Annotated in this window: 11 protein-coding genes; 5 read left to right on the forward strand and 6 right to left on the reverse strand. The window is 59.1% G+C overall.

Annotation, left to right across the window (positions count from 1 at the left end):
• Positions 1–4 precede the first annotated feature (4 nt).
• The 4 genes from FHP24_RS20760 to FHP24_RS20775 form a co-directional block, all read right to left on the reverse strand.
• Complete coding sequence (locus FHP24_RS20760) at positions 5–1,168, reverse strand: sugar ABC transporter permease (RefSeq protein ID WP_139678139.1); 1,164 nt, start codon at positions 1,166–1,168, stop codon at positions 5–7.
• Between the two features lie 35 nt (positions 1,169–1,203).
• The gene (locus FHP24_RS20765; RefSeq protein WP_139678140.1) at positions 1,204–2,736 is read right to left on the reverse strand and encodes a xylose ABC transporter ATP-binding protein; all 1,533 of its coding nucleotides are present in this window, start codon (positions 2,734–2,736) and stop codon (positions 1,204–1,206) included.
• Positions 2,737–2,801: 65 nt separating this feature from the next.
• Positions 2,802–3,818 carry a D-xylose ABC transporter substrate-binding protein gene (gene xylF, locus FHP24_RS20770; RefSeq protein ID WP_139678141.1) on the reverse strand — a complete coding sequence of 339 codons (1,017 nt, stop codon included), beginning with the start codon at positions 3,816–3,818 and terminating at the stop codon, positions 2,802–2,804.
• 333 nt (positions 3,819–4,151) lie between these two features.
• Positions 4,152–5,336 carry an AraC family transcriptional regulator gene (locus FHP24_RS20775; protein ID WP_139678142.1) on the reverse strand — a complete coding sequence of 395 codons (1,185 nt, stop codon included), beginning with the start codon at positions 5,334–5,336 and terminating at the stop codon, positions 4,152–4,154.
• Positions 5,337–5,536: 200 nt separating this feature from the next.
• Between FHP24_RS20775 and FHP24_RS20780 the strand changes: the two genes are divergently transcribed.
• The 5 genes from FHP24_RS20780 (at position 5,537) to FHP24_RS20800 (ending at position 11,266) form a co-directional block, all read left to right on the forward strand.
• Entirely contained in the window at positions 5,537–6,790 is a 1,254-nt protein-coding gene (locus FHP24_RS20780; protein ID WP_139678143.1) for an ABC transporter substrate-binding protein, read from the forward strand.
• A gap of 71 nt (positions 6,791–6,861) precedes the next feature.
• On the forward strand, positions 6,862–7,794 hold the full coding sequence (locus FHP24_RS20785) for a carbohydrate ABC transporter permease (protein ID WP_139678144.1): 933 nt from the start codon (positions 6,862–6,864) through the stop codon (positions 7,792–7,794).
• Positions 7,791–8,621, forward strand: coding sequence for a carbohydrate ABC transporter permease (locus FHP24_RS20790; protein WP_139678145.1), 831 nt, complete (start codon positions 7,791–7,793; stop codon positions 8,619–8,621). The genes FHP24_RS20785 and FHP24_RS20790 overlap by 4 nt, the downstream gene beginning before the upstream one ends.
• Before the next feature lie 4 nt (positions 8,622–8,625).
• Positions 8,626–10,263: a glycoside hydrolase family 43 protein gene (locus FHP24_RS20795; protein WP_139678146.1), complete on the forward strand. Its 1,638-nt coding sequence runs from the start codon at positions 8,626–8,628 to the stop codon at positions 10,261–10,263.
• Between the two features lie 4 nt (positions 10,264–10,267).
• A complete protein-coding gene (locus FHP24_RS20800; protein WP_139678147.1) occupies positions 10,268–11,266 on the forward strand; it encodes an ABC transporter ATP-binding protein in 999 nt (332 codons plus the stop codon).
• A gap of 25 nt (positions 11,267–11,291) precedes the next feature.
• Here FHP24_RS20800 and FHP24_RS20805 read toward each other — a convergent pair whose 3' ends face one another.
• Positions 11,292–12,629, reverse strand: a complete 1,338-nt coding sequence (locus FHP24_RS20805; protein WP_139678148.1) for an FtsX-like permease family protein — start codon at positions 12,627–12,629, stop codon at positions 11,292–11,294.
• Complete coding sequence (locus tag FHP24_RS20810; protein ID WP_139678149.1) at positions 12,626–13,315, reverse strand: ABC transporter ATP-binding protein; 690 nt, start codon at positions 13,313–13,315, stop codon at positions 12,626–12,628. The genes FHP24_RS20805 and FHP24_RS20810 overlap by 4 nt, the downstream gene beginning before the upstream one ends.

Consider the following 13,315-nt stretch of genomic DNA (forward strand, 5'->3'; position numbering starts at 1 on the left):
GGTTTCAGAGCCGCTTCACACCGGAAGATATGATGTCGAGATAGACGGCGATGACAAGGATGATGCCCTTGATGATCTGCTGCCAGAACGTATCGACACCGAGCATCGACATGCCGTTGTCGAGGCTTGCCATGATCAATGCACCGACGAGTGCCCCGATGACGGATCCGACGCCGCCACGCATCGATGTGCCGCCGATGAAGCAGGAGGCGATGGCATCGAGTTCGCCGCCGAAGCCTGCCGAAGGTGTACCGGCCGCAAGTCTTGCGGTGGTCGTCAGACCCGCCAGCGCGGCCATGACGCCCATCAGACCGAATACGACCATCTTGACCAGATTGACGTTGACGCCAGAAAGGCGGGTTGCCTCTGCGTTCGAGCCGACGGCATAGATATAGCGGCCGAAGACCGTTCCCTTGGCGATGATCGTGAAGATGCCGAGCACGAACAGCAGGACGAGGACCGGGACGGGGATACCCTGATAGGAATTCAGAACCAGCACGAAACCGAGAATGAGGATGCCGATCCCGACGAGCCTCGTTGCTTCCATGACCGGCGTGGGGACGCGCAGACTATGCTGCAGGCGTTTGCGGCGTGTTCGGAACGCCATGAAAAGCAGGAGAACGAAGAGCGCTATGGCGCATCCGTTGCCCAGCCAGCCAGGAAGGTAACCCTGTCCGATGTAACGCAGGCTCGGAGAAACGGGGGCGATCGTTATGCCGCCGGTCAAGCCAAGTACGGACCCTCGAAATGCAAGCTGTCCACCAAGCGTCACGATGAAGGACGGGATGCCGAGATAGGCGGTCAGCCAGCCGTTCATCAGGCCAAGCGCCGCCCCTGCCAGAAGAACGAAGGATATCGTTCCTGCTAAAGGCCAGCCATAGACCGCATCGAGAATGGCAGCGATACCGCCAAGAAGCCCAAGCAGAGACCCGACCGAGAGGTCGATTTCACCTGCCACGATGACGAAAACCATCGCGGCTGCCAGTATCCCGGTGATTGCCATCTGGCGGAGCAGGTTGGAAAAGTTGCGCGCCGTCAGAAAACCGGACACGCCGGTATCGGTGTTAAACGTGAGATATCCAAACAGGGCCCAGATCAGGCAGACGACGATCAGCAGGGCTACAATCTTGTTTTCGGAAAGGAATTTTCGAAGATTTATATTCGCCATTTTAAAAATGCCTTCTGCAGCCGTGGCCACACGTTTCAGGCCATTTGCGTGGTCTGGCCCAAAGCCGCGGCCAACACGTGTTCCTGAGTCAGGTTGTCATTGACGAAATCGCCGCGCAGCCGGCCTTCCCCGATCACGAGGACACGATCGGAGATGCCCAGGACTTCGGTCAGTTCCGACGACACCATCAGAACTGCCACGCCTGCCTTGGCGAGCGCGAAAATCAGCTTGTAGATTTCATATTTTGCGCCGACATCGACTCCGCGGGTCGGCTCGTCGAGAATGAGAATCCGTGGATCGGGCAGCATCATCTTGGAGAGCACCGCCTTCTGCTGATTGCCACCGGAGAGCGATGCAATGGGCAGCATCGGATCGGCAGTCTTGATCTTCAGGCGCAGGATTTCGCCCTGAATCTGTGCAAGCTCTTCATGCTCGTCGATCAGGCCGAACGCGGCGAAGCGATTAAGAACCGAAATCGTCATGTTATGGCCGACACCGATGATCGGAAGAATGCCGCTTCGCTTCCGATCTTCCGGCACCATGCAGATACCCGCCTTCACGGCATCGCGCGGTGACCGGATCGTAATTTCTTTGCCCTCGAGATAAGCGCTCCCCTTATGGGTGCCGTGATAGGCACCGAACAGGGTTGAGACCAGCTCGGTCCGCCCTGCGCCGACGAGGCCCGCTATCCCCAAAATCTCACCCTTGCGGATCTTGAACGAAACGTCGTCGACCACCTTCCGCTCGGGGTTCGTGACATCCCAGCAGGAGATGTTGCGCGCCTCCAGAACGACCTCACCGATATCGTGGTCTTCCTTGGGATAGAGGTTCTTCATTTCCCGGCCGACCATCATGGTCACGATGCCGGCCGTCGTCAGCTCGCCGATCGGGCGTGTGCCGATATGCGTTCCGTCACGAATGACCGTGACTGTGTCCGAGATTTCAGCCACCTCCTCGAGCTTGTGAGAAATGTAGACGCAGGCAAGACCCTCCGCCTTCAAACCCTTTATGAGGTCGAGCAGCGTTCGGATTTCCGTGGCGGTCAGCGCCGAGGTCGGCTCGTCGAGGATCAGCAGTTTGGCATTTTTGTTGAGTGCCTTGGCGATTTCGATGAGCTGTTGCTTGCCACCGGAATAGTTGAGGACGGGCAGCGCCGGATTGATGTCATGGACATTCAGTTTGGCGAGCAGTTCCTGCGCCCGGGCGTTCATTGCATCGTAATCGAGAAAACCGTGATTGCTGATCTCGGACCCAAGGAAGATGTTTTCTGCCACGGACAGATGCGGGACCATCATCAGTTCCTGGTGGATGATGGCAATGCCAGCCTTTTCCGTTTCGCGGATGGACGAGGCCTTCAGTTCCCGCCCCTCCCACAGGATTTCGCCTTCCCAGCTGCCATAGGGATAAACTGCCGACAGGACCTTCATCAAGGTCGACTTGCCGGCTCCATTCTCACCGCAGAGGCCGACGCACTCGCCGCGGCGAACTTCAAGGTGAATTCTATCCAGAGCCTTCACGCCGGAAAAGCTCTTGGAGATATTCTTCATTTCGAGAAGAAAGTCACTCATCGTACCCTCGTAATGTAGTTGAAGGCCCCGGAATCAGTTGCTGGTCCCGAGGCCGTTCGCCTCGTTTACTTCAGGCCGATCTGTTCCTTGGTGTAGAACTCATCCTTCACATAGACGTCGACATTGTCCTTGGTGACGGCGGTCGGCGTCAGCAACAGGGTGTCCACGTCTTTGGTCCCGTTGTTGATTTTCGAATTGAATGCCGGCTTTTCACCCTTCACCAGCTGCACCGTGAGCTTTGCGGCTTCGGACGCGATAAGCTTCAGCGGCTTGTAGACGGTAACAGTCTGCGTTCCGTCGAGAAGCCGCTTGACGGCGGCAAGGTCGGAATCCTGTCCGGAAACGGCGGTCTTGCCGGCAAGGCCCTGCGCGGCAAGCGCCTGGATGGCACCACCGGCGGTTCCGTCATTGGATGCCACCACGGCGTCGATCTTGTTATCTGCAGCAGTCAGCGCATTTTCCATGATCGAGAGTGCTTCGGTCGGGCTCCACTCCTTGACCCACTGCGAGCCGACGATCTTGACCTTGCCTGCATCGACGGCCGCCTTCAGAGCCTTCTCCTGGCCGGCACGCAGATATTTCGCATTGTTGTCGGTCGGCGACCCGCCGAGGAGGTAATAATTGCCCTCGGGCTTCACCTTCAGCACATTTTCGGCCTGCATATAACCGACGCGTTCGTTATCGAACGAGATATAGGCGTCGACATCGGCGTTGAGGATCAGGCGGTCATAAGCAAGAACCTTGATGCCCGATGCCTTTGCATCGGCGATCACGGCATCGAAAACCTTCGAGTTCATCGGCACGATGACGATGGCATCGACGCCTTGGGCAATCAGGTTTTCGACCTGCTTCACCTGCTTTTCTTCATTGCCATCAGCGGACTGGACGCTGACCTTGGCACCAAGTTTCTCCGCGGCAGCGGTGAAATAGTCGCGATCCCGCACCCAGCGCTCTACGCGCAGGTCATCGATCGAGAAACCGATCACAGGCTTGTCAGGAGATGCATTTGCCACCCCGGTGGTTGCATAAAAACCGGCTGCGATCCCGAACGCCGCTGTCGTAAACAAAAGAAATTTCTTCATAACCTAACCTCCTCTTGATGGCGGCCGTAACCGGCGCGCTTTCCCAACGCCCATGCTCGTCGAGCATGCAGCCCGCAGGCAGGGTAATGCCCTGCCACGGTCGTTGCCTCTTGATATGGCGTGAGCCACCTCCGTAACCTCTCCGCGAAGACGCGGCAGTTACCTCCTCAAGATGCATTTGATACGGTGCTTTGGTAGGTTGCAAGGATGATATGATGCACGTACCTCAAATGCGACAATTTATCACATCTGTGGGTGGCGACGTTTTCCGGAACGAGAGGATTTCCGCTGCACGGAGGACGCTTATCGATAGGCGCCATCCCTGCCGATCGATCAACGAGCGACGGTGTTTCTCTGGTATTCGCGCGGGCTGCATCCGAGTTCACGCTTGAACACGGTATGCATGTATTGATTACTGGTAAAGCCGCTGAGTTCCGCCACCCTCTCAAGCGGTAGGCCGAGGTCCATCAATAATTTCTGAGCTGTCTGAAGCCGATAGGCCAGCATGTCGTCATGGACTGTGTAGCCGAATGCACGGCGGAAATGCGTCTCCAGCGTCGTTCGGGAAACTCCGACATAGGCGGCGACCTGGGCGACCTTGATCCCCTGTCCGGCAAATTGCCGGATAAAATGCCTCGCCCGCATCACGTAAGGGTCGTAGATCGGCTGGTATCGGGAGGACATCTGTGCGTTCAACCCTTCCGGCGGAATGATGACGCGGGTCTCGTCCAATGTCGCGCCGATCAGACGGCGATGCAGCATGGCGGCCGCTGTCCGTCCCATGCTGCGGGTTCCCTGCCGCACGGAGCTGATCGGTATTCGCGTCAACATGCGCAGGAGCGGGTCGTCATCTATACCGACGATCGATACCTGTTCGGGAACGGCGATATCGGCAAGGATGCACGCTTGCAGGATATGGCGTGCACGCGAGTCAGTGACTGCGATCACGCCTATTGGTTTGGGTAGTCCTTTCAGCCATGCGATCACGTCGGCCAGGATCTCGTCCCAATCAGGCCCGAACGTTCCCTGTCCCTTGAAGATCTCCGGCTTGGCGCGATCCCGCGCGCAGAGCTTCAGATAGGCTTTCTCCCGCTCCTCCGACCAGCGGTATGAACGGGTTTCCGGCAGGCCGTAAAAGGCAAAGCGCGGCAGGCCCATGTCGACGAGATGGGTATAGGCTTCCGTCACCAGCTTTTCATTGTCCGTCGCCACATAAGGGAAGTTGCGCGGATAGTCGGCGTTGCGATGATAGGAGCCGCCGACGCCGATCACCGGTATCGAAACCTCCGACAGCGCCGTGACAAAGTCGGGATCGTCGAAGTCCGCGATGATACCGTTTCCGGACCAGTCCGAAATTCCTGCAACGCTGTCGCGAAAATCCTCGTGCAGCAGCATGTCCCAGACGGCGCGCGTCGATTTCACATAGTCGCAAACGCCGGCGATGATCTCCCGCCCGTAACTCCCGCGTGCCTTGAAGAGCAGCGCTACCTGATATCCATTGCGTTTCTTCGCGGTCATCTCATCCTCCATCAGACCCCGTTTCATCAGCGCTATCAACTTGGCGGCGTTTGCAAGAAAAACCTTCGCATTCATCAAGACTGTTAAAAATCATAACGGTGGGTGCAAAACCGCATGGTCTAGCTTTCGACCATGAGCCGGGTGTGGAGCCTCGGTTCGGAGGGATCTGGCGTCAGCCGGACACATTGGAGGAAATTGTCATGAAATCATTTTGCCTCGGGGCCGCAACGGTCCTGGGATTGACTTTGGCTGGCTCTGCCTTGGTGGATGACGTCCGCATGCTGGCGATCGAGCCGAATGTTCCGGAAGGGCGGCAGTATTATCTCGACGTCGCAAAGGCGTATGAGGCGGAAAACCCCGGCACGAAAGTGCAGTTCGACTTCCTCGATGACACATCGTTCAAATCCAAGCTGCCGACCTTGCTGCAGTCATCTGCGCGTCCAGACGCTTTCTTCACATGGACCGGCGGCGTATTCTACGAACAGGCAAAGGCCGGTGTGCTGAAGGACATTTCGACCGATTTCACCGATGCCGACCGTAAGAACTATTCGCCTTCCGGCATTCAGTCGATGAGCCATGACGGAAAACTCTACGGCGTACCGATGTATGCCGCGAGCGTCGTGCTCTGGTACAACAAGGCGCTCGTCGAGAAGGCCGGTATCGACCCGAAGGCGATCAAGAACTGGGAAGGCCTGCTTGCTGCCTCCAAGAAAATTCAAGGCGCCGGCATTGTGCCGATCGTCATGGGTGGCAAGGACAAGTGGCCGATCGCCCTCTTCTATGGCCAGCTTGCTGCCCGTATCGCCGGCACGGACGGCGTCGCAGCCGCTGACAAGGGTGAGAACGAAGGCTTCAACAATCCCGCCTTCATTCAGGCCGGCGACGCGTTGAAGCAACTGGCAGATCTCAAGCCGTTCCAGCCGGGTTACATGGATACGACGCAGCCCAAGGCCGCCGGCCTGTTCGGTGACGGCAAGGGTGCCTTCTATCTTGCCGGCAACTTCCTGGTCGGTGCGCAGGCGCAGAATTCTGCCTCGGGCAAGGGTCTCGGTGATGATCTCGACTTCATAACCTTCCCGGCCGTTGACGGCGGCAAGGGTGAACATGCCGACACATTCGGCGGCGTCAATGGCTGGCTGGTGACCAAGGATGCGGGCCAGTCAACGGTCAAGTTCCTGAAATTCCTGACCAACAACAAGAACCAGACGGAAGGTGGTCGCCTGAAGATCTGGCTGCCGATCGGCACCAATGCCCAATCCGGCATTGCCGACCCGCGTCTGCGCCGGATCGCCGAAGATCTTTCCAAGGCACCGCATCACCAGCTCTATCTCGACCAGATGCTCGGAGCCAGCGTCGGAGCAGCCCTCAACGATGCCGCAGCACAGATCGTGACCGGCGACATCTCGCCGGAAGAAGCGGCTGCCCTCGTGGAAGAAGCGCGCGAAATGCGCTGATACCTCGCTGAGGTGGGCGTGGCGTTCACTCGCCACGCCTCATGCAACCCCCGGACATATCGAGGAATGACATGACGACCATGATCGGCTCACGCCCGACGCTTAGCCCGGCGGCGCGCATTGCGCGCATGCACCGACAAGGAAAGCTGACGGCTCTCCTGCTGTTTCTGCCGCCGGCCCTGGTGCTGTTCACCCTTTTCGTCATCTGGCCGATCTTCAACGCCGCCAATCTGAGCTTCTTCAAATGGAGCGGTTACGGCGCGATCGACAATTTCGTCGGCACCCAGAATTACCAGCGGCTTGCCAATCACTCTGTCTTCCACCAGTCGCTGTGGAATTCGGTAAAGCTGATCCTGGCGTCGCTGTTTATCCAGATACCGCTGGCCCTGACGCTGGCGCTGCTTATCTACAAAAAGACGTCGGCCAATACCGCTTTCCGGCTGATCTTCTTTGCGCCTTACATCCTGGCCGAGATCGCCTCCGGCGTGATCTGGAGCTTCATCTTTGATGGTGATTTCGGGGTGTCCGGCCAGATCGCTGCCGCACTCGGAATCGATCCGTTCTATATCCTGGCTGACCGACAATTTGCCTTCCTGGCAATCATCACCGTCGTGGTGTGGAAGTATTTCGGCTATCACATGATGATCTTTATCGCGGCACTTCAGGCGGTGCCCGACGACCTGCTCGAAGCCGCGGACATAGACGGCGCGAGCCGATTGCAGAAGGTGTTTTACGTCAAGCTGCCGCTGATCATGCACGCGATCAAGCTATCTGCATTCTTTGCGATCGTTGGCGCGTTGCAGGTCTTCGACATCATCATTCCGCTCACGAATGGCGGGCCGTCGAACTCCACCCATTCGATCGTCAGTTACCTTTACACCTATGGTCTGGCGCAGCTGAATGTCGGTTACGGCGCTGCCGTTGGTGTTGTCCTGTTCATTCTCTGCATGGTGACGGCCTTTAGCTACAAACGCCTCGCCATGGGTAAAGGAGGCGCGTTATGATCCGCCCCGGTTTCTTCCTAGCCCTTATTCGTGCCGCGATCCTGTCGTTGGTGGCGGCGCTGGTCATCGTGCCGCTTATCGCAACCTTTATGGGCGGGTTCAAATCTGTTGGCGAGTTGAGGGCATCACCTTTGGGCCTGCCTTCCGTCTGGCGTGTCGAGACCTATACCGACATCCTCGGCGGATCGGTCTTCTGGGGCTATATCCAGAATTCGCTGATCATCTCGTTCTCGGCCGTGTTTCTGACCCTGCTGCTGGCCTCGATGGCGGCCTACATCTTCGCGCAGATCCGTTTTTTCGGCTCGAAATATATCCAGGCCTATTTGCTGCTTGGGCTAATGTTTCCCTTCGCCACGGCGATCGTGCCGCTCTTCCTGCAGATTCGCGATTTCGGGTTGCTGGACAATCCACTCGGCGTGATCCTGCCGCAGACGGCCTTTTCGATGGCATTTGCGATCGTGCTTTTGCGCAGCTTCTTCCAGCAATTGCCGAAGGAACTGTTCGAGGCCGCCTATGTTGATGGCTGCGGATATATCGGTTTCTTCTTCCGCTTTACCCTGCCGCTCTCGACTCCGATCCTTGCGACCGTCGGCACCTTCGTTTTCGTCCAGAGCTGGAACAACTATCTCCTGCCGCTGGTCGTGATCAATAACAGCGCGGGCTACACCTGGCCGCTCGGCATCATGCGGTATCGGGGCGAATTCATGGTCGAGTGGAACCGCATCCTCGCCTTCGTGTCGCTCACGATCCTGCCGGCGCTGATTTTCTTCACCTTCACCCAGAAATACATCGTGGCCGGTCTCACCCGCGGCTCCGTGAAAGGCTGACTTCATGACACCGACAATGATCCGTAACCCGATCCTTCCGGGCTTTAACGCCGACCCTTCGATATGCCGCGCCGGTGACGACTATTACATCGCCGTGTCGACTTTCGAGTGGTATCCCGGCGTACAGATCCACCATTCGCGCGACCTGGTGAACTGGCGTCTCGTCACCCGCCCGCTCAACCGCGCCTCGCAGCTCGATATGCGCGGCGATCCCGACAGCTGCGGCATCTGGGCGCCGTGCCTGACTTATTCCGACGGCCTGTTCTGGCTGGTCTACACGGACGTGAAGCGTAAGAGCGGCTCGTTCAAGGACGCCCATAACTACGTGCTCACCGCACCGTCGATCGAAGGTCCGTGGTCAGATCCGGTCTATATGAACTCCTCCGGCTTCGATCCGTCGCTCTTCCATGATGACGATGGCCGCAAATGGCATGTGAACCTGCTCTGGGATCACCGCGGGCGCCCGTCGCGTTTCGGCGGCATCGTGCTGCAGGAATATGATCCGATAGAGAAGAAGCTTGTCGGCCCGATTTCCAACATCTTCAAGGGCTCGCCGCTCGGCCTTTCCGAAGGCCCGCATCTCTACAAGCGGGACGGCTGGTATTACCTGATCGTTGCCGAGGGGGGCACGGGTTACAGTCATGCTGTAACGATGGCGCGTTCGCGAAATCTCACCGGGCCTTATGAGCTGCATCCCGACACCCATGTCATCACCTCGCGTTTCCATCCGGATGCGACCCTGCAGCGGGGGGGGCACGGCGATTTCGTCGAGACCCCGGATGGCGCAACCTACATGGTGCATCTGTGCAGCCGACCGCTGCCCGGCCTCTACCGTTCGGTGCTGGGCCGCGAGACCTCCATCCAGAAATGCGTCTGGGGCGATGACGGCTGGCTGCGTCTGGAGGGCGAAAAATTCGTGCCGCAGGACGAGGTTCCGGCTCCGGTTCTTCCGGTCCATCCATTCCCCGCAGAGCCCGAACGTTATGAGTTCAGCCCGGAAAACGGATTGCCGCTCGCCTTTCAGTGGCTGCGTTCGCCCTATCCCGAACGGCTGTTCTCGCTGACGAAGCGGCCCGGCCACTTGCGCCTTTTCGGACGCGAGTCGATCGGATCATGGTTCGAGCAATCGCTGGTCGCACGACGGCAGACGGATTTTGACTATGACGCCGAGACAGAGGTTGATTGCGACCCGACCTCGCATCTGCAGATGGCTGGACTGATCGCCTACTATAACCGCTTTGCCTACCACTACCTCTGCGTCAGCCAGGACGAGAAGGCCGGGCGTTCGCTGCAGATCTTCTACTGCAACGGTCAATGGCCGAACGGCATGACCATGCTCGGCCTCGACAATCCGGTTTCAATACCGGATGGCCCGGTCCGTCTGCGGGTCGAGGTGCGCGGAGCGGCTTTGCGCTTCTTCTATGTGAAGAATGGCGCCTGGACACGGATCGGGCCTGTTCTCGACAATTCCGTCTTGTCCGACGAAAGCGGCGAGGGGGAGCAAAGCAAGATCACCGGCTCCTTCGTCGGTATCGGCAACTTCACCGGCGCGTTCGTTGGCATGGCGGCATACGATCTCGGCGGTCTCGCGATGCCGGCCGATTTTTCGCATTTCACCTACAAGAACCTTCCCAAGGAATGATCCCATGGCCGTTGTCGAATATCGAAACATCAAGAAAGACTTCGGGTCGGTCACCGTCATTCCCGACGCGTCGCTGTATATTCCGGATGGATCCTTCACCGTTTTCGTCGGACCTTCGGGCTGCGGAAAATCGACGCTGCTGCGACTGACCGCCGGGCTCGAGGATGCGACCGACGGGAAAATCTTTATCGATGACCGCGACGTCACCGAAGAACGTCCGACCGAACGCGGCATCGCCATGGTCTTCCAGTCCTATGCGCTCTATCCGCATATGGATGTGGGGGAAAATATCGGCTTCGCGCTGAAAATGGCCAAGGTGCCGAAGGCGGAGATCAAGGCGAAGGTCGAAGCCGCTGCGGACGTGCTGCAGCTGACACCGCTCCTGAGGCGCAAGCCGGCTGAACTTTCCGGCGGCCAGCGACAGCGCGTGGCCATCGGTCGCGCCATCGTGCGCCAGCCGAAAGTGTTTCTCTTCGACGAACCGCTGTCTAACCTGGATGCGGCGCTGCGCACGCAGATGCGTGTAGAGCTGGCGCAACTGCACAAACGGCTTGGCGCGACGATGATCTACGTGACCCACGATCAGGTCGAAGCGATGACGCTTGCGGACCAGATCGTCGTGCTCAACAAGGGATTGATCGAGCAGGTTGGTGCGCCGATCGACCTCTACAACGAACCGCAGACCCTGTTCGTCGCCGGCTTCATCGGTTCTCCGAAGATGAACTTCTTCACCGGGCCTTTGGCTATAGCAGCCGGCGCGCATACGCTTGGCGTCAGGCCGGAGCATCTGGAGGTCGATCGAAAACGTGGGCTTCTATCAGGCAGCGTACAGTTTTCCGAGCGTCTGGGCAGCGACACGTTCCTGCACGTCGCGGTCGATGATATCGGCATTATCATTGCCCGTGCTGTGGGTGATGCGGTCTATGCTTCGGGGGAGACCGTCTGGCTTTCCTATGCACCCGAGATGGTGCATCGTTTCGACAAAGCCGGAAAACGGCTTTGATCCAAGGCTTGCTTCTGCGCGCCATTCAGGCGCGCAGGGCGGTTGCCGGGGACTGACGGTAGGCAAGCAGTGCAGGTACTGCTGCGAGAACGGCGGCAAACCCAAGCAGGATCAGCGCCAGTCGTAGATCTTCGCGGGTAAACCCGACTGGCAGGATAACGCCGCTTTTGGCGGTGAACACTTGCGAGCCGATATGGGCCGCACCGAGCCCAAGCAGAAAGCCGATGCCGACGCCAAGCGCGACCAGCACGAAGAGTTCCAGCCAGACGATCAGGAAGACGGAGCCGCGTGGTGCGCCAAATGCCCGCAATGCGCCGATCTGCCGGCGCCTTTGTCCGACATGGATGACCGTGACCAGAACCAATGCCGCGGCGACAAGCCCTTGAGAGCCAGCGGCAACCGCGCTCAACACCATCTTGGCATCGCCGAGCGTGGCATAAAGCCCGGTCAGCACTTCACCTGGAAAGACACCGAGCGTGCTGCCGGTTCGATATTCCTGGCGCAGACGGTAGGCATCGGCGATCGTTTTCGGTTTGACGAGGATCGCTGGAAGACCGGGCGTGCCGGCGCCGAAGGTTTCGACGATCGGCGCATCGGGATCGACGCTGCCGTGGTGTTCTTCTTCGACATGCCTGGATGACGCCGCGCCGAGCGCGAGGGCGTATTTGCGTCCTTGCGAGGCAGAGATCTGGGCGACAGGCTCGGCCTGACCTGCCTCGCCCTCATGATGCTCGCCTTCGTCGTGATGACCGTGCTCCTCGCCCAGACCGTGGACATGCCACACAGCCTGTATCGGTACGAGAATGGCACGGTCCCACGGCGTGCCGGTCGGCTGCAGCTTGCCGACGACCTTGTAGGCGGGGCTTGCATGGGTGTTGCCACCGGTTTCTGCCGTTCCATGCATCGGCTTGATTTCGGCACCCAGCGGCAAGTTTACCGCAGCACCAAGGAGCGCTTCACCTTCCAGCGCGAACATCTTGCCTTCGGTGAACCCGCTCGTCGTGCTGCTGACAAGACTGGTCGTGGTGCCGACAATGGGGTAGCCGGCGAAGCTGTCGCCGAACCCGACCGGTGCGGCCCAGGCCACGCGCGGATCGGCTGCAAGCTTGGAAAGAACTGCACCATCGACCAGCGGCAGCGGCGCTGGCTGGAGGAAGATGGAGGAGAGGATCAGCTGGGTCTCGCTGCCGGCAGCACCGATGACGAGATCGAACTTGTCGGCGGCACGGGCGCTTCCAAGGCGCAGCGAGCGCTCCTGCAGCGTGACGGCAACGCCGAGCGCGGTCGCCAATGCCACCAACAGAATCACCACCGCACCGCCCAGCCACAGGCGACGCAGGTCCGCAAGGATGAAGCCGATCATGCCGCGATCTCCTTGTGATCGGTATCGCCGGTGATACGGCCGCCCTTGAGCAACAGGCGGCGATCGAGGCGTTCGACGAGACGCTGGTCATGGGTGGCGATGATCAGCGTCGAACCGGCATAGGACGCGACGGAAAGAAGAAGATCGCCGACGGCCGCGCCGCTTTCGAGATCGAGGCTGGCGGTCGGTTCGTCGGCGATGATCACGCCGGGTCTGCGCAGAATCGCGCGGGCAATCGCGACACGCTGCATCTCGCCCCGTGACATTGTTTCGACATGTTGCTCCGGGCGCTTGAGGCCGACGGTGTCGAGCAGCATATGGGCGCGTTTGATGACGTCGGCACTTGCGACGCGCGACAGGCGGGCGGGTAAAAGGATGTTGTCCAACGCCGAAAGGCCCGGAAAAAGATGAAAATCCTGCATGACAAGGCCGATATTGGCGGCCCGCCAGCGGTCGCGTCTGCCTTCTGAAAGATCGGCGAGGTTTTGTTCACCCCAGACGACACGCCCGGTGCGGATGCGCTCCAGACCCGCGATGATATTGATGAGCGTGCTTTTGCCCGAACCGGAGCCGCCAGTCAGCGCGATCCGGCTGCCGGCAGCGATCGCGAGATTATCGATGGCGAGCACCGGTGTCGCCAGACCGGGGAAGGAGACGGCGAGACTTTCGATCTTGAGGGGGAGCAT

This window comes from Aliirhizobium smilacinae (genome assembly GCF_006335145.1).
Lineage (GTDB): Bacteria > Pseudomonadota > Alphaproteobacteria > Rhizobiales > Rhizobiaceae > Neorhizobium > Neorhizobium smilacinae.